This window comes from Rummeliibacillus suwonensis (genome assembly GCF_007896435.1).
Lineage (GTDB): Bacteria > Bacillota > Bacilli > Bacillales_A > Planococcaceae > Rummeliibacillus > Rummeliibacillus suwonensis.
This window is the reverse complement of the sequence record NZ_VCBL01000002.1, coordinates 292,493-317,108: the sequence shown is the minus strand read 5'-3', so window position 1 is coordinate 317,108 and position 24,616 is coordinate 292,493. Positions and strand designations below refer to the sequence as shown.

The window sequence follows — 24,616 nt, the reverse complement described above, 5'->3', positions numbered from 1 at the left end:
TCGATGGGAGTCTTTATTGTAAAAAGGATACTTATCACAGTACCAATTTTACTGGCTGTATCTTTTTTAACCTTTGTATTAATTAGCTTTTCTCCCATGGAACCGGCCGAGGCGATACTGCGAGCACAGGAGGTCCCTGTTATTACAGATGAGCTAATTGAACAAACAAATGAAAAGCTGGGTCTAAATAAGCCGTTCATCATTCAATATATTGATTGGCTAATGGACTGTTTACAATTAGATTTTGGTGATTCATATGTGAAAAATGAGTCAGTGTGGCAATTAGTCGGACCTTCTTTTTTCAATACGTTAAAGCTTACAGTTGTTTCTTCTTTGGTAATTATTCTTTTTTCTGTTTTATTGGGTGTGATTTGTGCTCTTCAAGAAGGAAAGATAATAGATCGTATTTTACGGACGGTTTTGTTCGTGTTAACAGCTGTACCAACGTATTGGCTTGGTGCAATACTCATTTTATTCTTTTCGGTTAAATTAGATTTATTGCCAACCAGTGGGATGAGCGGAATGAAGAGTTATATTTTGCCGGTTATCGCAACCTCTTTAGGGTATATCGGTATTTATTTTAGAACGATTCGCAGTGCAATGTTAAACAATTTAAACGAAGATTATGTAATTTATGGTCGATCTTCAGGGTTATCAGAAAAGAAAATTACGATGCATATTTTGAGAAATTCTTTACAGGTCTCGATTTCAATATTTTGTATGTCTATTCCTATAATCCTAGGAGGGACAGTGGTTGTTGAAAATGTTTTCGCATGGCCAGGAATAGGGAGTCTAAGTATAGAGGCTATTTTGAGCAGAGATTTTCCAGTTATTCAAGCCTATGTTCTGATCGTCGCAGTCGCCTTTGTTATTTTTAATATGATTTCAGACATTTTGAACGCTGCGTTAAATCCTCGAATAAGGAATGATAACTCATGAAAGTAGTGAAAAATTTATATAGGGATAAATTAGGGAGGGCATCTTTCATTTTTATCTTGCTGGTAATGTTGTTGGGGGTATTTGCCCCCTTCATTGCCCCTCACGATCCTTTGGCTGTGGATATGAAGCTTCGCTATGCAGCACCTTCATGGGAGTATTTATTAGGAAACGATCATTTAGGAAGGGATATTCTTTCAAGAATGCTCTATGGTATTCGCCCAAGTATCCTATGGGTTTTTGTTGCCTTGATCCTTTCGGTTTGTATAGGAGCCATTATGGGGTTCATAGCGGGTTATTTTAGAGGAAATGTAGATGCCATTGTGATGAGGATTTGTGATGTGATGTTGTCCTTTCCAATTTATGTGATTACCATTGCTATCGTCGCTATTTTGGGACCAGGTTTAGGAAATATATTGATCGCTTTTATCTTAATGAAATGGGCTTGGTTCGCCCGTATCATTCGAACTTCTGTTATGCAGTATGTTGAATTGGATTATGTGAAATATGCTCGAGCAATTGGCCGTTCACATATTCATATTATTGCTAGACATATTCTTCCGGTCACTTTTTCAGATATTGCAGTAACTGCAAGTAGTTCAATGGGATCGATGATTCTACAAATATCAGGGCTTTCTTTTTTAGGACTAGGAATTAAAGCGCCTAATCCAGAGTGGGGAATGATGCTTAGTGAAGCGAGAGAAGTAATGTTTACTCGTCCCGAGTTAATGATTGCTCCTGGTGTCGCTATCGTGATTGTTGTTTTAGCATTTAATTTTTTATCAGACTCTTTACAAGTAGCGTTAAATCCCCAATTACGAAAGCCAAAGAACCGTAGTGGGCTAAAACCTTTTAAGACAGTGTTGAACGAAAAAGAGGTGGCTAAATAAGTCATGAAAATATTAGAAGTAAAGAATTTGAATGTTTGGGATATACACACGGGTCGCATCATTGTACACAATACATCTTTTAAATTAGAGGAAGGTCGATGTCTCGCTATTGTAGGGGAGAGTGGCAGTGGTAAATCTGTAACCTGTAGAGCCATTATGAAACTAAATAAAAGATCGTTACAGCAAACAGGTGAAATTTTTCTTAAAAATGAAGGATTGCATCAACTTTCAGAAAGACAGATGCGGAGAAAAAGAGGAAAACATTTATATATGATTCTTCAAAATGGGATGACCGCTTTCGATCCTTCTTGTGTGATAAAGGTCCATTTGCAAGAAACGCTGCAGACACATTTCGATTGGAAAGAGAAAGAAATTGAACAAAAAATGATTCAAGCTATGGAAAGTGTCAATTTAAAAAATGCAAAAGAACTTATGCATAAATATCCTCATCAATTATCAGGTGGAATGCTACAACGTATTATGATTGCACTGGCCCTTGTGTTAGAGCCGGACGTTCTGATTGCGGATGAGCCCACCACAGCATTGGATACGATTTCACAGTATGAAGTTGTCGAGCAGTTGATGAAAATACGTCAAAATATGAAAAGCGCTATTATATTTATTTCACATGATCTAGGGATTGTACAAAAGATCGCGGACGAAGTATTAGTAATGAAAGATGGAGAAGTGGTGGAACAAGACGATACGCAAACAATCTTTGTAAATCCACAACATGAATATACAAAATATTTGATCAACACTCGCAGGGCATTAAGTGACAATTTTAAAAACGTAATGAGGGAGAGCCTGTATTGTTAAAAGTTAATAATGTAGATAAATCGTATGGAACGAACGGATTTTTTAAAAATAATAAGCAGAGAATTTTGAGGAATATAAATCTTGAATGCGATCGCGGGGAATGTCTCGGAATTATTGGTGAAAGTGGTAGTGGTAAATCAACATTAGGCCGATTATTGATTGGTGTGGAAAAACCAGATAATGGTTCTATTGAGATCGATGGAAAGAGTATTTATGATAGGGAAAATCGAAAAGAAAACATAAGTGCTGTGTTTCAAGATTATCGATCTTCCATTAATCCGTTTTTTTCAGTAGAAGAAGCAATTTTAGAGCCTTTAAAGATATATAAAAGCAACAAAAATTTAACTAGATTAATTGACCAATTGCTGATTCAAGTTGGTCTATCCCCAGTATATAGGCATAGGTATCCTCATGAATTATCGGGAGGAGAAGCTCAAAGGGTATGTATTGCACGTGCCATTGCAACAGAACCAACATTTATCCTTTTAGACGAAGCTATTAGCTCACTGGATGTATCTATTCAACTGCAAATTCTTGATTTGCTAAAAGCATTAAAAGCTACTTATGATATGGGATATATCTTTATTACTCATGATATTCAAGCGGCAGCTTATATTTGTGATCGTATGATCATTTTCAAAGATGGTCAGATTCAGGAAACAATTGAAACAAATAATTTGCCAAATGTAAAGTCATTATATGCTAAAAAATTATTACACAATCTTATTACATTTTAAAAAGAAATAGCAACATGAAATGGAAGGAGAGAAAATTTTGAAAGGAGCTATGTCTTGGCCATTTTTACGCTTATATTTGTTAGTGCTTCTTTATTTTAGTGCGAATGCCATTTTAAATGTGATCATCCCTTTACAAGGGGGAGCATTAGGAGCTACTAATACAACAATAGGTGTTATTATGGGTGCTTATTTATTTACAACGATGTTTTTTCGACCTTGGGCAGGACATATTATACAAGAGCATGGTCCCATAAAAGTGTTACATATCATTTTAGTTGTCAATGGTATTGCTTTGATTTTATATCCATTTACAGGATTAGGGGGATATTTGATTGCCCGAATGATGCAAGGGGTGTCAACAGCCTTCTTTTCTATGGCTTTACAAATTGGTATTATTGATGCTTTACCGGAAGAGGATAGGTCGCAAGGAATTTCACTTTATTCGTTGTTCTCTTATATACCGGGTATACTGGGACCAATTTTAGCGCTAAGTATATGGCAGCAAGGAATGGACTTATTTATGGTTGTGATGGTAGGAATCGCAATCATTACAGGTTTGGTTGGATTTAATATCAAGATAGAATCTAAAAAAGAACAATCTCGATCAACAGCTATTGACCAAAACGCGAATGTTCTAAGCTCTTTTAGAGAATTAGTAAAGAATCCTTTTTTATTCAAATGTAGCGTCTTAATGCTGACGGCTTCTATCGTTTTTGGAGCAGTAACAACTTTTGTCCCATTATACGCCAAAGAAATTGAAAGGGGAAACGCAGGTCTTTATCTGATGCTTCAAGCAGCAGTTGTGGTCATTGGTCGTTTTACGTTAAGAAAACGAATACCCTCAGATGGTAAGTGGCACCCTGTTTTCATGATGGGAGCGATGTTTATTTTGGCACTAGCTTCATATTCTATTAGCTTTGCGTCAAGAGAGGGTGCTATCTTCTTTTATCTTGGCGCATTTTTGATGGGAATAGCCCAAGCATTGATCTACCCGACATTAACAACCTATTTGAGCTTTGTTTTAGAGCAAAATAACCGTAATATATTATTAGGGTTGTTTATTGCAATGGCCGATTTAGGTGTTTCGCTTGGGGGTATTATTATGGGCCCGATCGCAGACATTTCGTCTTATTCATTTATGTATGGGATATGTTCAGTTTTAGGATTATTAATGGTCCTGTTTGCCTATGAAAAAAGGGAAAATGCACATTAAAATATCCGTATATATAGCAAAAAAAAGATTTGTATGCAAAATTGATATGATGTGAAAAAATTATATTTTAAAAAACTGGTTTTGGAAAAATTTTGCCAAAATCAGTTTTTTCTTTTGACTAACTGCTTGTGAAGTTCACTTTATTTAAAATCTTTTTTAAGGGAATCAATTTCATAAATCATTTTCTTTTTAAAAAATACGAACATTTAAGAATAACTGATCTTGATAGTTGTGGAGCGGAAGATGGCGACTCCTCGAAAATGCATGCGCATTTCCTTCGTGCGGTGTGAGTTCAAGGAGGCCTATTCAAAATCCTACGGGAAAAGCTTGAGCTGAAAGCCCCGCAAGAACGTTTTAAGGGACAAAGCCTAAGTTCGCCACGTCCTGTGGCAACGGCTTCGGGGTCAACATCGTGTCGACCCGAGGAGATTGAAGCCAAGCCCGTGGAAAGCGCCGTCTGGAGCGGAACAAAAACTTCTGAATATTAATGTTCATGTTGATTCGAAATGTCCATGTTTTTCATCTGAATTTTGCATTATGAAATTGATTCAAGGAAATGAAAAATAAAATAAAATTGTTAAAGGTTTGGCAAAAAGAACCGATTATTATTAATAATATGATTGTTTTTCTAAAAAACAGAAAAAGATATTGAAATGAGCTACAAAAGCTTAGATATGAATATAACAGTGATCACTGCTCAATTTACTTAAAACCAGCATTATGTGGTAAAAATATTGGATGTATTTTTGTATGTTCATATGGTCATACAGGAAACGGTCAACTTTTGAAGGTCGTAAAAAATGATCAAGTCATACTAAAGTAGCTAAATGTAATATTCAAAAGTATGGGAAAAAGAAAAAAGAGCCAATCGATAATGCTAGGGTCAAAGCATTACAAAATCATTTAGATATAAAGGTTTAATAGAACTACCAATAAATAGTTATATTTTCCCTTGTAATATTATTGGTGGATTTGAGAAAATAGACATTTTTATCTCTCATATATTGTTGCTAATATGATAATAACTATATAAATATTTGAAAAGAGGTGATTGACATGAATGTGACTTCTCTTGTAAATGATCGTTATATTGAAATGGAGAATCGTAAGAGAGCGCTTCGTCAGAAAACAGCAGATGATGCTTATAGAAAAAACGCCCAATATTTTAAGCCTAAATTTAATCCAGCACTTGAAGAACTGGTAGATTTATTGACAGGAAAAAAAGAAAAAGAGCATCAACCTGAAGTTCAAGCGGCTATTCGCGATTTACAACAAAGGAAAGATTATGTAGTACAAAAAGAAGATCCAAGTTTGACTGCGAAAAATGAGGTATCTTCAAATCAATTAACGAACATGGCATCCCAGGAGGATACTTATGCTCAAACGCTTGCCATTTTAGAGGATGTACGTGATGCAGCATTAGCTTCTGAAAACCCAAGTGAACAAGATCTACAAGTGGCTGCAACTACTACCGAAACAATTCAAAAAGTACAAGGTCAATCTACTCCAAAAAGCGAATTATCAAATGTTATACAAATGAGTGAGCATGAAAAGTCTGATAGTACTACTGCAATGGATAGGGCTACAATCGCACAAGAAAAGGGGAAACAGCGTCTTTTTAAAAAGGCCATTTCTTTATATTCCTTCCACATGCAAATGGCTAAACAACGATTCCAATTTACAGAGCCAACCATTTATCGTGCTGTCTAGAGGAAGTGATATTCTGTGGCAAAACATAAAATACAAAAAACAAACGCAGTGAGGCTCTTGGATCAACAAAAGATCCCATATATACTTGCGGAGTATGAAGTAGAAGAAGGAAAAATAGATGGTGTTTCGGTTGCTGAGAAGATCCATCAACCTGTAGAAAAAGTTTTTAAAACACTCGTGGCTACGGCTGGTAAAGGAAATCTTTATGTTTTTGTGATCCCAGTAGCTGAAGAATTGAATTTAAAAAAAGCAGCAAAAGTTGTTGGGGAAAAGAAGATTGAAATGCTTCATGTAAAGGATTTGCTCCCTAACACAGGTTATATCCGTGGTGGTTGTTCACCAATCGGCATGAAAAAGCATTATCCAACATTTGTCGATATTTCTGCTGAACAAGTGGAAGAAATGTATGTGAGTGCAGGGAAGATCGGTATGCAAATTCTTATTACACCAGAGAATCTTGTCAAAGCAGCAGAGGGGAAATTCGCGTCACTTACTTGAATTTCATCGTTGTCTTGATAATATTAAGAATCAGGGGTATCGTGCTAAATACATGTCCCTTTAAAAGGAGTTTCCCAGAAAACAAATGGGAGACTCTTTTTTTGTCGATAAAAGATGTAATTATTAACAGTTGTTAAATAATTCTTACAGTAAATTCCTATATTTTAACATTTATTTAGGTACTTTCGTTAGAACAAAAATCATACTCCTGCATCATTTTCAGAATATTCTATCATGTTAGGATTATTTATGTAAGTGTTTCAAAATATTGGGTGAAAGGGGTTATTTTATGAAGAAGATTAAGTGGATTCCTTTGTTACTTTCAAGTAGTTTAGCTCTGTCATTACTAAGTCCGGTGTCTGCTGAAAATGCAAGAGCCGAGACAAAATCTTATGAGAATTGGAATACAGATCGATATGGAGATCGAATTGATATCGATCACCAACTAAGGGGACAAGCTGAAAGTGAAGAATTTCAAAAGAAAGCTGAAGCAAAGATTAAAGAACAGGCTAGTAAAGCAAAAACTTTAGCATTATCTGATGAAGAAGTGGATCCTAACTTCACCTATGATGGTGGCACCAAAGTATTCCTAAATAGAAATCTACAATTTAAAGAATTTACTTTAAGGAGTGTTGGGGATAATGTTGAAATTTGGGTAGCCCATGATTTATCGTATGGTCCAGATAATCCTAAAAAACCGGATGTTGTAACGCAAACACAAGTGGACGAGCTTCGCGATGAATTTGATAACAATATTTACCCAAAGGCAACAGATTTTTTTGGTACACCTGAGACATTAGATGGCTCTGAATCGCCTTTACCGGAAATGGTAGGATTACCAAAAGATTATTATACAGGATCAGATAAAGTGATCATGCTAGTTGACAATATCCAAGATGAAGGATGGAATAATCCAGACTATCCGTTCTTTGTTGCCGGGTTCTTCTGGCAAACAATAGAAAACTATATTAATCGTAATATTGTTACGATCGATACAAATTCATGGGATACTCGTTTAGAAAATACTTTCTTTGGTACGACGATTCACGAATTACAGCATTTAATTCAAGCTGATCATGATCCTTCTGAAGAATCATGGATCAACGAAGGGTTATCTACCTTTGCAGAATATCTAGGTGGATACGGACATGATGATGGTTCGATCAATTTCTTCCTAGATCATCCGGAAAATTCACTTGTCAATTGGGATGAGCATGATCAGGCAGAAACAGGACCAGAAACGATTGCAGATTATGGTGAAGTATACTTGTTCATGCTGTATTTATATGATAAGTTTGGCCATAATTTCATCAAATCTTTAGCAACAGATGGCTCATCGCAAGGTATTACCAGTGTCGAGAAGATATTAAAAAAATATAAGAAGAAAAAGGATTTTACAGATGTTTATCAGAATTTCATAACAGCCATTACACTAGATGATAGCTCGATCAGTAAAGATTACAATATTGATAGCATTGATTTACGAAATTTAGCCGTTGATCAACAAGGGACAAAACGTGGTGAAACGATCGATTTTGAAAAGGCACTAGTTTATGAAAAGCAGGGTGTCCCTGCATGGGGTGGAGATTTTAAATCTCTTGATTTTCCGAAAGAAATAAGAGGTTTGAAATTTAACGGAGTAGATTTCTTACCATTACAATGGAAGTCTGTAGTAGATCCACTTGGTTCTGGTAAGCAGGTTCTATGGGGGAATACAGGAAGTCAGGCTGATAACCAAATGATTTTTGAGGCGGATTTATCTTCTACTAATAAGGCAACCTTGAATTTTGATCACTATTATCAAATCGAAGAGCAATGGGACTTTGGAGCAGTTCAAGTATCTACAGATAATGGAGAGACTTGGACGAGTCTAGGAAATAACAATACTAGATCGGACATTACGGAGGAAGGCTATCCAAATACGAAACAAAATTTGCCTGGATTTACGGGAACAAATGGCGGATGGACGACAGAATCATTTGATCTATCTAACTATGCTGGTAAAAAAGTATTGATCGCATTTCGCTATATGACAGACTGGGGTTCAGAGGAAGCTGGTTGGTATGTAGATAATATCAGCATCCCAGAGATCGGACTTTTAAAAACAGGTGATTCAACAGATGGATTCCAATCGATCGGACAGATTAAAAAAGAATATCTGGAATATGTTGTGACTTTTATACAAACAAAGAAAAATGGAAAAGAACGTGTTTATCATGTTGATCCATTTAATGTCACAGATTCACAAGCACTTGATATTAGAAGAATATTAAAAGAGGGCAATGTGAAAATGATTACTTCTTATGCAGCAAAAGCAGGGCAATTAAATCCAATTGATTTTTCATATGAAGTCATTTTAAAAGGTGATAAACCGAATAAAGGAAAGAAAAAAGATAGGAAAAAATAGTTGGATGAAAAGATTAATAGAAACGAAAAACTGTACCATTTGTTTTTCGTTTCTATTTTTTTATGATGTTGAGAATAAGTTCTTATTTCATCTTTTGGTCAATTAATATATTTGCTTCCAGCACATTCATCTTGTCTTCTCCCAACACCCCAAATGTCTTTTGGGATGTAGTCTTTCTTATAATATCCTGTATTTCTTCTTTTGATAAATGAGATGCTGCTGCAATTCGATCTATCTGTATTTCTGCTGCTGCAATTGAAATATGTGGATCTAGGCCGGAGCCAGAACTTGTCATTAAATCAGCAGGAATATCTGTCCTAGAAACAGTAGGGTTTTCTTTTAAAAATTCATCAACACTATTCGTAATTCGCTTTGTTAATTCTGGATTTGAAGGAGCGTAGTTAAAGTTACCGGAACTTACACCTGCATATTTCGTGTCATTTTTTTCGTATATATTATAGTTTACACTTGAAACACGACTTATAAAATGAGCAGGATTTTTATAATTTTGACCGATTAACTTGGAACCTACGACTCTATTATCTATTTTTATCAGGCTGCCATTTGCCTGATCATGGAAGGCAAGCTGTGCAAGTGCAGTTACAGCGAATGGATAAATAAGCCCGCAAATAATCATCATTACAATAGAGGTTAAAAATGCTGTTTTGAGTTGTGAAATGATTTTTTTCATCGTTCATACCCCCTGTACTTATTAAATTCCCATCGTTTTTAACAATGGTGAAATGATCATATCAATGATTTTAATACCGATAAAAGGAACGATTGCTCCTCCTACTCCATAAATCAGCGTATTTTTGATTAGCAGTTTAGATGAACTCATTGCTTTATATTGCACGCCCTTCATAGCTACAGGAATAAGCAGGGGAATAATAAGAGCGTTAAAAATGAGTGCTGATAAGATAGCGCTTATAGGTGAATCTAAGTGCATAATATTTAAGCGACTCATTTCTGGAATACCGATTAACAAAATTGCAGGAATGATGGCAAAGTACTTTGCAATATCATTGGCAATGCTGAATGTTGTTAATGCTCCCCGCGTCATTAGAAGCTGTTTTCCAATTTCAACTACTTCAATGAGCTTGGTTGGATCGGAATCCAAATCGACCATATTTGCTGCTTCTTTTGCGGAATTAGTGCCTGAATTCATAGCCATACCTACATTTGCTTGTGCAAGCGCTGGCGCATCATTCGTTCCATCTCCAGTCATTGCAACGACTTTTCCTAATTTTTGTTCATCTCTTATGACTTGAATTTTGTCTTCCGGCTTGCTTTCTGCTATGAAGCTATCGACTCCCGCTTCTTTTGCAATAGCTGCGGCTGTAAGTGGGTTATCTCCTGTACACATAATGGTTTGAATACCCATTTCACGTAATTGTTTAAAACGCTCTTTCAGACCAGACTTGACGACATCCTTTAAGTAAATAACGCCAAGAATGATTTCATTTTTCATCACAACTAGAGGTGTACCACCTTCGTTAGATACAAAATGGATTAGTTTTTCTAGATCTTTGGGTACAACTTTACTTTGTTTTTTCATTACATCGTAAGCACCTTTACGAAATTTTGTACCATCTGCTGTATCGAGACCACTCATTCTCGTTTGTGCCGTAAAAGGGATATGCTCACTTGTTTGTATAAGCTCTTCGACATTTTGAATCGAAATATTTTGCTCTTTAGCTAATGCAACAATCGATTTTCCTTCTGGTGTATCATCTGTCAATGAACTTAAATAGGCTGCTACTTTCAGTTCCTCTTGAGCTATGCCGGATACCGGAAGAAATGCTGTTGCCATACGGTTTCCGTAAGTAATGGTTCCTGTTTTATCTAAAATTAATGTATCCACATCACCACATGCTTCAACGGCCTTACCGTTCATGGCGATTACATTAAATTGAGTAACACGATCCATTCCCGCAATGCCAATTGCAGACAGTAATCCTCCAATGGTTGTGGGAATTAGGCATACTGTTAAAGCAACCAATGTTGCAATTGAAATATCGATATTCAAATAGTGCAGCATAGGATAAAGTGTCAAAACTACTAACAAAAAGATAATTGTTAAGCTTACGAGCAAAGTGCTCAATGCAATTTCGTTGGGAGTCTTTTTTCTATTTGCTCCTTCGATAAGAGAAATCATTTTATCTAAAAAAGATTCTCCAGGGAGTGAAGTGATTTTAATGGTTAATTCATCGCTTGTCACAACGGTTCCTCCGGTAACAGATGAAAAGTCCCCGCCCCTTTCTTTTATCACTGGTGCAGACTCTCCAGTGATAGCAGATTCATCTACTGTAGCAATGCCGTCGATTACTTCGCCATCATTTGGAATCGTTTCACCTGCCCGTACAATAACAATATCTCCATGTGAAAGTGTACTTGCTGGTTTCATCACTTCTTTACCATCTATCACAACTCTAGCTGAAGTAGAGGATTTTGTTTTTTTCAATGTCGCGACTTGCGCTTTCCCTCTACCTTGTGCAACTGATTCTGCAAAATTGGCAAATAGAATAGTCAGGAATAACACAACTGCCACAATCCCGTTATATAAACGTAATTCCTGATTGCCTGAGTGAAATAATGAAGGGAAGGCTGTTAATAGCACGACTAGGAAAAAGCCGATTTCCACTACAAACATAACAGGATTTTTAATCATATAGACCGGATTGAATTTTTTGAATGCACTAGCAAGTGAGGTAGCGATTATCTCTTTTGTTAAGAAACTATTCTTTTTTGTTTCCATATTCTCACTCCTTATGAGTTAAGTTGTAAATATTCAGTAATAGGTCCAAGAGCAAGCGCTGGTAGGAAGGTCAACGCACCTACAACAAGGACAATTGCGACAAGAAATATGGTAAATGTTGCATTGCTCGTATTTAAAGTTCCAACGGATTCATTGTGTACAAGTTTTTTAGCCAATAATGAGGCAATAGCAATTTGTAGCACAATAGATATATAATGACCGAAGAACATGGCTAAACCAGTTGTGACATTCCAAAAAGTTGAGTTGTCGAGTAGTCCTTCGAATCCAGAACCATTATTTGCCGAGGATGAAGCAAATTCATAAAGCACTTGTGATAATCCATGTGCACCCGGGTTCGTAATACCTGCGATTCCACCATCTGTGACAACAGCTAATGCTGAGAATCCAAGAATAAGGGCAGGGTGAATTAAAATACAAAGTGCAATGAGCTTCATCTCCTTTGCTTCAATTTTCTTTCCTAAAAACTGTGGTGTTCGGCCAATCATTAAACAAGCAATGAAGATGGTCAGGAGAACATACATCATCATATTCATTAGCCCGACACCTTTACCGCCAAAAACAACATTGAGCATCATATTAAATAATGGTACTAGACCTCCGAGGGGAGTTAATGTGTCATGCATATTATTTATAGAGCCGGTAGTGAATGCTGTTGTAACAGCAGTGAATAATGAAGATTGAGCGATACCAAAGCGTGTTTCTTTTCCTTCCATATTGCCTGTATGATCATCAATGCCAATCGCATGGATAGCCGGATTACCAGATTTTTCACTTATATATACAGCAGCGACCCCTATTAAGAAAATGATACTCATCGCAATGAAAATAGAGGCACCTTGTTTTCCGAGCCAAACGTTATTACTGCGCTTTTTTCGATAGGCAATCATTAGACCAAGTGTCACAACACAAGCTCCTGGTAGTAACATCATCGAAAGGATTTCTACTATATTTGTCAGTATTGTTGGATTTTCAAAAGGAGCAGATGAGTTTGCTCCAATAAAGCCACCACCATTTGTTCCTAGATGTTTAATGGATTCCATTGCTGCAATCGGTCCAAGAGCAATATCTTGTTGTTTATCTTCAATCGTAGTTAAAGTAATATTTTCTTGAAAGGTTTGGGGAACGCCTTGTGATACTAGAATAAGAGAAACAATAAAAGACAAAGGTAATAAAATACGAGTAATGACACGTACATAGTCAACATAGAAATTACCGAGCGTATCTGTTTTCGCTATTAATCTTCGACAAAAGGCCATACATACCGCATACCCAGATGCAGCAGACGTGAACATCATGAAAATAATAACGAGCATTTGTGATAGGTAGCTCAGACCGGATTCACCGCTATAATGTTGCAGATTTGTATTTGTCATAAAGGAAATGACCGTATTAAATGATAGTGTAGTTTCCATATTGCCAATATTGTTAGGATTTAAAAAAAGTACAGATTGAAGACGTAATAGACAGTATCCTATGGCAATCATCACTGCATTTGAAAATAGTAAGGAAAATATATATTGTTTACCTGTCATATCTTCTTGTTTCACTGCACTAATTTTATAAATGATGCCTTCTATTCTTTGAAAAAAGGAATCTCCCCACATCTTTTCTCCCATTGTGACTTTATACAGATAACGTCCAATGATCAGGACAAGTGGTAAATAAATGACTAAGACGAGTATAATTTGCCACATAATTAAAACCTCCTCTAATACTTTTCTGGATTAAGTAAAGCGTGAATTAGATATACGATGACAAGGATCGTGATTGCTAATAACATCCACATTTAATCTTCACCTCTATTTTTCAACTAATTTGTAGCAGTATGTTGTTAAGGCAAACAAACTCAAAAAGCTTGCTAGTAATATGAAAATCATGCACAATTCCAGCATTTTATCCTTCCATCCTTTCTTTCTTATGATTGGTTTTACTATAGTTGAAAAGAAATTAATGTAGTGTTTGGATTAAAGCTTAGATATTAAGATGGCATTAAGATGTTGAGAAGAATGTCCTTTTTTTGTAAAAAGTAATTATAATGAGGGCAAGGTGGTGAGGAAAATGACTCACAATTCAAATCGCAAAAGTGGTCAGTTAAAAATCTTCTTGGGGTATGCGGCAGGTGTTGGAAAGACCTATGCCATGCTCAAAGAGGCTAAAGAGCAATTACAGCAAGGGACTGATGTTGTCATCGGTTATATTGAACCGCATCCCCGTAAGGAAACAAATGCACTAATTGAGGGTTTTGAGGTAGTACCTACAAAAGTTTTTTCATATAAAGGAAAGTCATTTAGGGAGTTAGATTTAGATGGGATTATTCAACGAGCACCGGATCTAGTTTTAATCGATGAATTAGCTCATACAAATATACCTAATCTGCGTCATGCTAAGCGCTATGGAGATGTTCAAGAACTGCTCAATCAGGGAATTAATGTTTATACAACTTTAAACATTCAACATATTGAGAGTCTTCATGATCTTGTTGAGGAAATAACACAAATTAAAGTTCGAGAGCGAATTCCAGATGCTATCGTTGATCAGGCGTCACAGATTAAACTCGTTGATATTGAACCTGAGGAGTTAATCAAGCGATTAAAAGAGGGCAAAATATATAAACAACCTTATGTAGAAAAGGCATTAAACCATTTCTTCCAGCAAGACAACCTCATTGCACTCAGAGAAATTGCTCTTCGGAGAATTGCTGACACGGTTCATTTGAAGACAAAGTGTATACAGTTAAATACTGTACAAAATAATGTGCTTGAGCATATTCTAGTGGGCATTAGTAGTTCTCCAACAAATGCAAAAGTAATTCGAACTGCTGCCAGACTTGCTCAAGCATTGCACGGTAAATTCACTGCACTTTATGTAGATAGAGGAAATAGTTTGACATTATCAAAAGCAGACGAAGAACGATTGAAGGATCATATGAAATTGGCACAACAGCTGGAAGGAAAAGTTGTCACTGTTCAAGAAGACAGTATTGCTACTGCCATTGCAAATTATGCACAAATTAGCGGTGTAACAAAGCTAGTCATCGGAAGAACGATGACAAAATCAAACTTTTTCGGGAAAACGAAAATAACTGATAAGATAAATGAGCTTTTACCAGATTTGTCTATATATATTGTACCGGATCAAGAGAATACGCCAAAGAAAAAAATAGATGTTAAAACAGATTTCAAATTACAACCTCTTGATTTTTTGAAGATGATTTTTGTCTTTGTAATCGTAGCACTTGTTGGGCTATTTTTTAAATCGCTTGGCATCAGTGAAGTGAATATTATAACGATTTTTATATTAGGAGTCTTAATAGTTGCTATCTGGACGACAGGGTGGTTAATGAATATCATTAGCTCACTTGTGGCAGTGTTGAGTTTTAACTTTCTATTTACGAAACCTATTTTTTCGTTTGAGGTATATCATCAGGATTATCCAATGACGTTTACCATTATGTTCGTTTCGGGTGTTATTACCAGTAGCTTAATGAAAAAAGTAAAAATGCAAGGACGACAGGCTATCCAGAAATCCTATCGAATGGAGACTTTATTGGAAACGAATCGTAAGCTACAGTCAGCATCAACATATGAACGGCTCATAGAAGAAGGAGCTATGGAAATTGTTAAAATAACAGAGCGACCTGTGTGTTTTTATTTGGTTGATGATAAGCAAATGCTCCATCATACATTTTATAAATCACCTTTTCTTTCTACAACACAAAATTGTGAGCAGGAGCATCGATTTAGCGATAAAAATGAGGTAGCTATTGTGTATTGGGTTATAAATAATGAGCGTACAGCGGGGATGACAACAGATGTTTTTAAAGAAGCACATGGCTATTATGTTCCTTTTCTATCGAATAATAAGGTAATAGGTGTAATGGGTATTTCTCTTCATAAAAAAGAACAGTTGCCATCCTTTGAATGGCAAGTATTGCATGCGATTCTAAATGACTTTTCACTAGCACTTGATAAATGGCAATTATTACGTATTAATGAGGACGTACGTCGCGAAAAGGAGTTAGAACAAATTCAATCCAATCTCTTACGTTCAATTTCACATGATTTACGCACACCACTCACCAGTATTTCAGGTCATGCAGATATATTGAAAACGAATGATCAAAAAATGTCAGGCAACCAACGTCAAACATTGTATGAAGATATATATTATAATGCTAATCGACTTGTCCAACTTGTTGAAAACTTACTAGCTGTTTCAAAATTGAGTAATGGACATTTTCCTCTTCAAATGCAGGAGGAATTACTTGAAGATGTTATACATGAGGCTATTCACCAGCTTTCCAAAAATAGTACCCGCCCAATTCAAGCATATATTGAACCTGAATTCCTTTTAGCGCATATGGATACGAGGCTAATTGGGCAAGTTCTTATTAATTTATTAGATAATGCTGTGAGCTATACTCCTGTAGAAAGTATCGTCGCTGTATATGCTTTTGAAAGGGAAAGCAACGTTATCATTGAAGTACGGGATACTGGAAAAGGTATCCCGGATGAACAAAAAATAGAGCTATTTCAAACGTTTAAAAAGAGTCATATGGGGCAAGGTGATACAAAGCGGGGATTAGGCATTGGTTTATCTCTGTGTCAAACCATTTTGAAATTACATGAAAGTGAATTAACGGTTCGAGATAATATACCTCATGGAACGATTTTTAGCTTTTATCTAAAACGGGGAGGTGTAGTAAATGAATCTTAAAAGAATTCTCATTATTGAAGATGATATTGCCATTGGAAATCTAATGAAAATGACGATTGAGCTCCATGGTTATCATTATAAACTTGCCACAAAAGGTAAAGAGGCATTAAGAGAAGTTATATCGATGCAGCCAGATGTCATCATTTTAGACCTTGGTTTACCTGATATAGATGGTATCGATATTATTCTAAAAGTTCGTACTTGGTCGCAAATACCAATTATCGTCGTTAGTGCCAGAGGAGAAGAAACTGAGAAGATTAAGGCACTCGATATGGGAGCAGATGATTATGTTGAAAAACCTTTTAGTGTTGATGAACTGCTTGCCCGTATTCGTGCTGCTCTAAGACGCTCAGTTTCTAATGTTGTTACCATGAAAGAGCAACCTATATTTACTAACGGGCCACTTTCTATCGATTATTTATCTAATACGGTGTTTGTTAACAATAAGGAAATTCATCTCACGCCAAACGAATATAAGCTATTAGAAACTTTAAGTAAAAATCTTGGCAAAGTACTTACGCACAATTATCTATTAAAACAAGTGTGGGGAGATGCATTGGATACAGATATACCTAATTTACGTGTTTTCATGGCTACACTTCGAAAGAAAATTGAAAAAGATTTAAATCAGGGAAAATTCATTCAAACACATATTCGAGTAGGTTATCGCATGATTCATTGGGAAAAAAGTGAAGAAAAGAAGAACTAGTCTTTTTTTAAAAGTATTGTGTTCAAATACAACTGTATTTTTGGAAAGAACAATGAAAGAAGATTTATAAGGGAAAAAGAGTAATATTTTTATAATAGTTCTTTTCAGGTGTACAAAATGATGAAGGTATATGCTACAATATCGGTATACTCGTATGAAAGGGATGAAGACCTTGTCAAACGTACTCAATACGTTCGTTAATAAGAATTTACAACAGCTTCGCGACCAAGGCTTATATAATGAAATAGATCCTGTAGAAGGTGCTAATGGTCCAATTATTCAAGTACGTGGTAAGAAACTGATCAACTTATCTTCTAATAACTATTTAGGTTTAGCTACAAATCCGGAATTAAAGGAAATTGCTAAGAAAACGATCGATGTTTATGGTGTAGGTGCAGGAGCTGTCCGTACGATTAACGGAACGCTCGATTTACACGTTAAATTAGAAGAAAAATTAGCTGAATTTAAGGGAACAGAGGCTGCGATCTCCTATCAATCTGGTTTTAACTGTAATATGGCAGCTATCTCTGCTGTTATGGATAAAAATGATGCGATTCTTTCTGACCAATTAAATCATGCTTCCATTATTGATGGTTGTCGTCTCTCAAGAGCAAAAATTATTGCATATAATCACTCTGATATGGAAGATCTTCATAAAAAGGCAAAAGAAGCAACAGAATCTGGTCTTTACAATAAAGTCATGGTCATTACTGACGGTGTTTTTTCTATGGATGGTGATATTGCAAAGCTTCCTGAAATCGTTGAAATCGCAAAAGAATTCGACCTTATTACATATGTCGATGATGCGCATGGCACAGGTGTAACAGGTAAGGGCAAGGGGACTGTTAAGCATTTTGGTTTACAAAATGACATCGACTTCCAAATCGGTACATTATCAAAAGCCATTGGTGTAGTTGGTGGATATGTAGCTGGTAAGAAAAACCTGATTGATTGGTTAAAGGTCCGTTCACGTCCATTCTTATTTTCCACAGCTCTACCACCAGGTGACGTAGCAGCGATCACTCGAGCAGTTCAAATGTTAATCGATTCAACAGAGCTTTGTGATAAGCTTTGGGAAAATGGAAACTACCTAAAAGCAGGTTTGAAAAAGCTTGGCTTTAACATCGGTCATTCTGAAACACCGATAACTCCATGTATTATTGGTGATGAAAAACTAACACAACAATTTTCATCTCGCTTAATCGAAGAAGGAGTCTATGCAAAAGCTATTGTTTTCCCAACTGTGCCTAAAGGTACAGGACGTGTACGCAATATGCCAACTGCTGCACATACAAAAGAAATGCTGGATAACGCGCTTGCTATTTATGAAAGAGTAGGAAAAGAGCTTGGTGTTATCTAAAATCTATCCAAGCGATTTAATCGTTATGACAAGATGTTTTCATCTGTCATAACGATTTTTTTGTTCAATTTAATCATCATTTTTTTCATATGGATTTATATGACATATGATGTTAATTTGTCATATGTTAAATTGCAATAAGATCACTATCATGGATCAAAAAGTTTATGCTGTGATACAGAATGTTTGCGCATACAACTACATGATCGTTTATAAAATATACATATTTTAATATATTAAAATAATAATTGAATAGAATTCAACAGTTAACATATCAATGATAGGTATACATAGATTTTGTAAGTGTTATAAAATGACTATAATAAAAATAGGTTTAAATAACTATATATTAGATATTTTATATAAAATAAAGAGATTTTATATGAAAAAGGCATTAATTTATCATTAAAAAATTCATTCATCCAATAAAGTTAAAAATTTTCAAATAATTTTTAAAAAAGAATAGAAATTATATTATTAAATTGATATAGTAATTAATATCTATTTTCTTTTAAAATGTCATGAGTAATCAGTAGGCCATGACAATTATAATGGGGGGCGACAGTATGAGTATTAGTAAAAAGCTATATTTAGCATTTTCCATATTGATTATTTTTATGGTCGTTATTACGATTACTGGATATGTACAATTAAAAAATATACAAAATACATATCATGAGATTTTAGATCAACGTGTAACAAAAACGATGACGATTAAAGAGATTAAATACGCCTCTGCTATGCAAGGTACATTTGTTACTTCATATGCATTAAATCCGATCCAAGACAATTTAGATAGCTTAAAGGAGCAGCAGGAGCATGTCTCCAAAATTATAAAAGAAGTTGAACCTGGCTTAAAGTCAGGACCAATGAAACAAGAACTAGAAAATATTAAAAATAATCAAGATATCTTTTTAAAAAGTACACAAAATGCTATTGAGATGGTTGATAAAGGAAATAAATTTCAAGCAGCGGATATCATCGCTAGTGAATCTCGCCCTGCTAATGAAATGATTTTAAGTAGTGTAGAAAGAATTGTTGATGATCAAACAAAGCAGATGAATGAAAGTCGTCAAGCAGCAGAAGATAGCGTACAACAGGGGATCATCATAATGTTAGCAGGTGCATTCATCGGTCTATTAGTTGCCATTGGATGCTCATTATTTATAACGAAAAAAATCACGAAATCTGTACGTGCTTTAGATAAGGCAGCTATTACTATTGCAAAAGGAGATCTAACACATCCCGATATCATCGTTCATACAAAAGATGAGATCCATTCTTTAGCACAATCATTCAATTCCATGAAAACCAATTTACAGGCATTAATTTCAGAGGTAATGGAAAATGTTGAACATACAACGGCTGTTGCAGAAGAATTAACAGCTAGTACGGATGAAGTCGCAGTTACCTCTCATGAAGTCGCCGAAAAATTGGCGATGATCAACGAGGGAGCGAATTCAACGGCTAAAGTGGGGAATGAATGTGCAACTGCTATAGAGGAAACTGCCAGTAGTGTGCAAACCATTGCGAATGCTACCCAAGAAGTGCATAGTAAAGCCGTGGAGACGCAAGAAATAGCGCAAAAGGGAAATGGAACATTGCAAACAACTTCCAACCAATTAAAAGTTATTCAAAAATCTTCATCTATGACAAGAGATAAGATTCGAAAACTAAGCCAACAATCAGCAGAAATTGGCAATATCACGAAGGTCATCACGGAAATTACAGATCAAACGAATTTACTTGCTTTAAATGCAGCGATCGAAGCAGCTCGTGCAGGTGTGCATGGAAAAGGTTTTGCAGTAGTAGCTGATGAAGTAAGAAAATTAGCAGAAGAATCTAGAAATTCTGCTGAAAAAATCGTTCATCTAACGTCGGTTATTCAATCGGATACAGCAGAGGTTGAGGATGCTGTCGAAGTGACAGTATCAAATGTTGATGATGGTGTTAACTTTATACAGAAGGCTCAGCAAGCATTTGATGAAATCTTAAATTCGGTGGATGACATGACACAGAAGACGGAACATATATCGTCAGCAACACAACAAGTATCCGCTTCTACAGAGGAGGTTGCCGCATCTGTTCAAGAAATGGCGCAAACTGCAAATGTTGCAGTAAATGAAACAGAAACAATTGTTGCTATTACAGAAGAACAAGTTGCGACAATTGCAGATATTAACTCTGCCTCCAAAACATTGACAGCTAGTACAGTTCATCTACAAGAGCAAGTTCAACGATTTAAAGTATAATCATTTCGTATAAATTTTGGATGTCAGTATATCTATGATATTAGGGTCAAAAAGGAAAATTCATTCAGTATCGGCGTTTTAGGACGATACTGGATGAAAGTTGAACCAAATCGCTTTTTACAGGCAGACAGCACCTCTACTTAACTTCTGGATGTTACTAGAGTGATGAAGAATGGGATTGCTGCATGTTAATGTAAGATAAAGTTTAAAAATGGACCGTGTGAGTAAAGAAATGAAACTCACATAGTCTTTTTTGTGTTGGCTAGGTTGATTAGAAAAGTAGGATATGTATTTTTAATTTAAAATGTGTCATAGGATGAAATTAAATACTTTAGTATTTAACTAGGAATTATAAGAATTTGTATTGACTTTTTAATTGTTAATAATTATAATAAATTTCAAAATAAAATAAAAAACGGAAAATATTTGTTTGGTTCTTTTAACAATAAAAACACTATGATAATAGAACTTGAACGTAAATCATTTTTGATCTCAAATAGTACGGAAAAATCAATTTGTAAAGGAGAAAATCATATGACCCAACAGTTGAATGAGGACTCAGAACAAATTAGAGCCATTTTAAATGCCATTAAAGGACTTCAATTTGGAGAAGTGCATATTACGATTCAAGATGGAGTAATCGTACAGATTAATCGCCTTGAAAAGCAACGATTCAGCAAATCAAAAGCTAAATAATATGAGTATGCTTAGGTAAGTTTGGTCATTAACTAGAAATAGAAAGATCGATCCATCATGTTTCATAAAAAAAGCCCCTCTTTCTTTTAAAAGTAAGAGGGGCTTCACCTTTGTGAGTTCACCTCTCTTATCGATCAAAACATTTGTCATGCTTTGCAGGAATTAGCACCTTTCCTCAATATGGGAAGGTTGCCGAGCTTCATAGGGCCAGTCCCTCAGCTACTCTTGATAAGAGATTATTTTTAAATTTACGATTATTTAGTCTAAAGTAAAAAGTTAGTACATTGAAATACTATTTTCTGTAAAAATAAATTAGGATAATAGAAATATTGACCTTCATTCATTAGCCAATATTTTTCTTATACCGTTTCTTTAAATAAATTGAGTTGTTCAATTCTTTTGATCGCTTCTGTTAATTTTTGTTCATCTACTAATAATCCTACACGTATATAACCTTCACCGTGTTCGCCAAAACCATTACCAGCAGCTACAGCGACATCTGCTTTCTCTAAAAGAAAATCAGCAAATTGTTGACTTGTGAATCCTTTTGGAACAGGAAGCCATGCAAAGAAAGAGCCCTTTGGAGCGGTTACAGGCCATCCTACTTCTTTACATGCTTTGATAAGAGTTTTTCTTCTGCTTTCATAAATAGCTACTTGTTTTTTGACACAAGATTGATCTCCAGTTAATGCTTCAACTGCTGCTAATTGTATTGCTGGGAATAGGCTAACAAAGAGGTGATCTTGTATAAGGTTTAATGCTTCAACAATTTGTGGGTTGCCGATGGCGAAACCAACACGCCAACCAGCCATGTTAAATGTTTTTGATAATGTATAAACTTCAATGCCTACTTCTTTTGCTCCTTCCGTTTGGAGGAAACTGATGGGTTTGTTGCCATCAAAGCCAATTGCACCATAGGCAAAGTCTTGCAATACGGCTATATTATTTTCTTTTGCTAGTTTGACAGTTTCTTCATAAAACTCTTTTGTAGCGATACCACCTGTTGGGTTGTTCGGGTAGTTCAAGTACATTAATTTAGCTCTTTTTTTAACATCTTCAGAAAGCTGTTGATAGTCTGGAAGAAAATCATTTTCAGCTAATAGTGGCATCGTTTCAAATTTTACATCTGCCAATGTTACACCCGATAAATAATCTGGATAGCCGGGGTCTGGCAACAACATTGTATCCCCAGGGTTGAGGATCGCTAAAGGCAGTTCAACAAGTCCAGCCTTGGCACCGAAAAGAATAGACACTTCTGTATTAGGATCAATGTCTACATTGTATTCTCTTTTGTAAAATGTAGCGATGGCTTCTTTTAATTCAGTTAATCCTCGAAATGGGGAATATTTATGCGTTTCTGGATTAGCCGTTGCTTCTTGCATTGCTTTGACAATATGCGCTGGGGTTGGTTTGTCAGGATTACCCTGCCCTAGATTGATAACATCGCGACCTTCTGCGACCGCTTGATTTACTTGTCTTACAAGGTTTGCGAAAAATTGTTTAGGTAGATTTTGTAGTTTTTCAGATAACTCCATCGTATAATTCCCTCCAAGTCTCTCATAAATGTATTAAGACGCTGTACTATACATTTGAATTAGAAATAGCTAGAATAATATAAAGCTTAATTTTCAGAATAAAAAAATGATTTAGTAAAAATAGTATAACCTTTTTAAGAAAATGTCTATAGGTGGTGCAAAAATGAAAGTAGGATGTATTCAATTAAATGTAGCTTTTGGGGATGTTGAAAAAAATTTTACAAGAGCAGAGGAATTTATTCGCCAAGCAGCAAGTAAAGGGGCTGAACTCGTCATTTTACCGGAAATGTGGAACACGGGTTACGCTTTAGAAAAACTAGATGAACTTGCAGATGTGAATGGTGAAAGAACAAAGAAATTTCTTCAATCACTAGCATCAGAGCTCCATATTCATATTGTAGGTGGTTCAGTAGCAACCAAAAAAGAAAAGGGATTCTTTAATACGATGTACACCGTTGATCATCATGGTGAATTAGTAGGCGAGTACGATAAAGTCCATTTATTTCGCTTAATGGATGAACATCTGCATTTATCGGCAGGGCAGACACAAAACAATTTTGTATTAGGCGATTTGCCAGCAGCCGGCGTGATCTGCTATGATATTCGTTTTCCAGAATGGCTGCGACTTCATGCATTAAAGGGAGCTAAAGTCTTGTTTGTATCGGCACAATGGCCAACTGCAAGAATCGATCATTGGAAAGTGTTATTGCAAGCACGCGCTATTGAAAATCAATGCTTTATCATTGCAGTTAATCGGATCAGCCACAAAGAAGAAAACTTTAATGGTCAATCGATGGTTATTGAACCATGGGGCGAAGTGTTATGGATCGGTCAGAAGGACGAGGAATTGTCCATAGTCGATGTGGACTTTTCAAAAGTGGATGAAGTACGTAAGAAAATTCCAGTGTATGATGACAGACGCCCAGAATTATACAAGGATATTTTAAAGTAGAAATGTTTAACCTATATATGAAAGAATAGGATTTTAATGGTTCATCATCTGGTGATCATCTATTTTTAATGGGTGCATCATATACAATCTTACAGATGATGAATAGGAGCCATATATAAATTTTTAAAATTCATTGACAAATGACTTAAAAGGAAATATGATGAGTATCATAAACTTACAACTTGACAAATGGAATTTATCATGAGCGACTGAGGGAAAGGCCCTATGAAGTCCAGCAACCCCCATTAGGGAAGGTGCTAATTCCTACAGAATTTATTTCTGAAAGATAAATAAACGTCGATAAAAAGATACGTCTTTCAGTAGAAAGGTGTATCTTTTTTTATAAGAATACGTAGTTTACTGATAGATTATGTATATTTTATACAATAGCAATTTGATAGGATTAG

At 35.6% G+C, this 24,616-nt stretch carries 19 protein-coding genes and 2 riboswitches; of the genes, 14 read left to right on the top strand and 5 right to left on the bottom strand.

Annotation, left to right across the window (positions count from 1 at the left end; all coding sequences use genetic code 11):
* Positions 1-3: 3 nt before the first annotated feature.
* The 8 genes from opp1B (at position 4) to FEU33_RS14775 (ending at position 9,210) form a co-directional block, all read left to right on the top strand.
* Positions 4-939 (top strand): nickel/cobalt ABC transporter permease, encoded by a 936-nt coding sequence (gene opp1B, locus FEU33_RS14810; RefSeq protein ID WP_146550254.1) that lies wholly within the window; start codon positions 4-6, stop codon positions 937-939.
* A complete protein-coding gene (gene cntC, locus FEU33_RS14805; protein ID WP_146550253.1) occupies positions 936-1,826 on the top strand; it encodes a staphylopine uptake ABC transporter permease subunit CntC in 891 nt (296 codons plus the stop codon). The genes opp1B and cntC overlap by 4 nt, the downstream gene beginning before the upstream one ends.
* A gap of 3 nt (positions 1,827-1,829) precedes the next feature.
* On the top strand, positions 1,830-2,645 hold the full coding sequence (cntD, locus tag FEU33_RS14800) for a staphylopine uptake ABC transporter ATP-binding protein CntD (RefSeq protein ID WP_146550252.1): 816 nt from the start codon (positions 1,830-1,832) through the stop codon (positions 2,643-2,645).
* Complete coding sequence (locus tag FEU33_RS14795) at positions 2,639-3,382, top strand: ABC transporter ATP-binding protein (protein WP_146550251.1); 744 nt, start codon at positions 2,639-2,641, stop codon at positions 3,380-3,382. Before cntD ends, FEU33_RS14795 begins: the two co-directional genes overlap by 7 nt.
* A 37-nt stretch (positions 3,383-3,419) precedes the next feature.
* Positions 3,420-4,595: a staphylopine family metallophore export MFS transporter CntE gene (gene cntE / locus FEU33_RS14790; protein WP_146550250.1), complete on the top strand. Its 1,176-nt coding sequence runs from the start codon at positions 3,420-3,422 to the stop codon at positions 4,593-4,595.
* Positions 4,596-5,651: 1,056 nt separating this feature from the next.
* Positions 5,652-6,305, top strand: a complete 654-nt coding sequence (locus FEU33_RS14785; RefSeq protein ID WP_146550249.1) for a hypothetical protein — start codon at positions 5,652-5,654, stop codon at positions 6,303-6,305.
* Positions 6,306-6,320: 15 nt separating this feature from the next.
* The gene (ybaK, locus tag FEU33_RS14780) at positions 6,321-6,803 is read left to right on the top strand and encodes a Cys-tRNA(Pro) deacylase (protein ID WP_146550248.1); all 483 of its coding nucleotides are present in this window, start codon (positions 6,321-6,323) and stop codon (positions 6,801-6,803) included.
* A 289-nt stretch (positions 6,804-7,092) separates the two neighbouring features.
* A complete protein-coding gene (locus tag FEU33_RS14775) occupies positions 7,093-9,210 on the top strand; it encodes a choice-of-anchor J domain-containing protein (RefSeq protein WP_146550247.1) in 2,118 nt (705 codons plus the stop codon).
* 82 nt (positions 9,211-9,292) lie between these two features.
* Here FEU33_RS14775 and kdpC read toward each other — a convergent pair whose 3' ends face one another.
* From kdpC to FEU33_RS19440, 4 genes are read right to left on the bottom strand one after another with little or no spacing between them, the layout of a single operon-like run.
* On the bottom strand, positions 9,293-9,901 hold the full coding sequence (kdpC, locus tag FEU33_RS14770; protein WP_146550246.1) for a potassium-transporting ATPase subunit KdpC: 609 nt from the start codon (positions 9,899-9,901) through the stop codon (positions 9,293-9,295).
* Between the two features lie 21 nt (positions 9,902-9,922).
* A complete protein-coding gene (gene kdpB / locus FEU33_RS14765; protein ID WP_146550245.1) occupies positions 9,923-11,968 on the bottom strand; it encodes a potassium-transporting ATPase subunit KdpB in 2,046 nt (681 codons plus the stop codon).
* 11 nt (positions 11,969-11,979) lie between these two features.
* On the bottom strand, positions 11,980-13,683 hold the full coding sequence (gene kdpA / locus FEU33_RS14760) for a potassium-transporting ATPase subunit KdpA (RefSeq protein WP_146550244.1): 1,704 nt from the start codon (positions 13,681-13,683) through the stop codon (positions 11,980-11,982).
* A gap of 14 nt (positions 13,684-13,697) precedes the next feature.
* On the bottom strand, positions 13,698-13,769 hold the full coding sequence (locus tag FEU33_RS19440) for a potassium-transporting ATPase subunit F (protein WP_425127966.1): 72 nt from the start codon (positions 13,767-13,769) through the stop codon (positions 13,698-13,700).
* Between the two features lie 278 nt (positions 13,770-14,047).
* Here FEU33_RS19440 and FEU33_RS14750 point away from each other — a divergent pair, with 278 nt between their 5' ends.
* The 5 genes from FEU33_RS14750 to FEU33_RS14730 all read left to right on the top strand — a co-directional run bounded on the left by FEU33_RS14750 (position 14,048) and on the right by FEU33_RS14730 (position 21,722).
* A complete protein-coding gene (locus FEU33_RS14750; RefSeq protein WP_146550243.1) occupies positions 14,048-16,705 on the top strand; it encodes a sensor histidine kinase in 2,658 nt (885 codons plus the stop codon).
* On the top strand, positions 16,695-17,414 hold the full coding sequence (locus FEU33_RS14745; protein WP_146550242.1) for a response regulator transcription factor: 720 nt from the start codon (positions 16,695-16,697) through the stop codon (positions 17,412-17,414). The genes FEU33_RS14750 and FEU33_RS14745 overlap by 11 nt, the downstream gene beginning before the upstream one ends.
* A 163-nt stretch (positions 17,415-17,577) precedes the next feature.
* A complete protein-coding gene (locus tag FEU33_RS14740) occupies positions 17,578-18,774 on the top strand; it encodes a glycine C-acetyltransferase (protein WP_186731449.1) in 1,197 nt (398 codons plus the stop codon).
* A 566-nt stretch (positions 18,775-19,340) separates the two neighbouring features.
* Positions 19,341-21,026 (top strand): methyl-accepting chemotaxis protein, encoded by a 1,686-nt coding sequence (locus FEU33_RS14735; protein ID WP_186731439.1) that lies wholly within the window; start codon positions 19,341-19,343, stop codon positions 21,024-21,026.
* Positions 21,027-21,560: 534 nt separating this feature from the next.
* Complete coding sequence (locus tag FEU33_RS14730; protein ID WP_146550240.1) at positions 21,561-21,722, top strand: YezD family protein; 162 nt, start codon at positions 21,561-21,563, stop codon at positions 21,720-21,722.
* Between the two features lie 124 nt (positions 21,723-21,846).
* Positions 21,847-21,957: riboswitch (SAM riboswitch) on the bottom strand.
* A gap of 124 nt (positions 21,958-22,081) precedes the next feature.
* On the opposite strand, the gene FEU33_RS14725 is transcribed toward FEU33_RS14730, so the two are convergent.
* The gene (locus FEU33_RS14725; protein WP_146550239.1) at positions 22,082-23,257 is read right to left on the bottom strand and encodes a pyridoxal phosphate-dependent aminotransferase; all 1,176 of its coding nucleotides are present in this window, start codon (positions 23,255-23,257) and stop codon (positions 22,082-22,084) included.
* Positions 23,258-23,420: 163 nt separating this feature from the next.
* Between FEU33_RS14725 and FEU33_RS14720 the strand changes: the two genes are divergently transcribed.
* Positions 23,421-24,209 carry a carbon-nitrogen family hydrolase gene (locus FEU33_RS14720; protein WP_146550238.1) on the top strand — a complete coding sequence of 263 codons (789 nt, stop codon included), beginning with the start codon at positions 23,421-23,423 and terminating at the stop codon, positions 24,207-24,209.
* 193 nt (positions 24,210-24,402) lie between these two features.
* Positions 24,403-24,502, top strand: a riboswitch (SAM riboswitch).
* Positions 24,503-24,616: the final 114 nt, after the last annotated feature.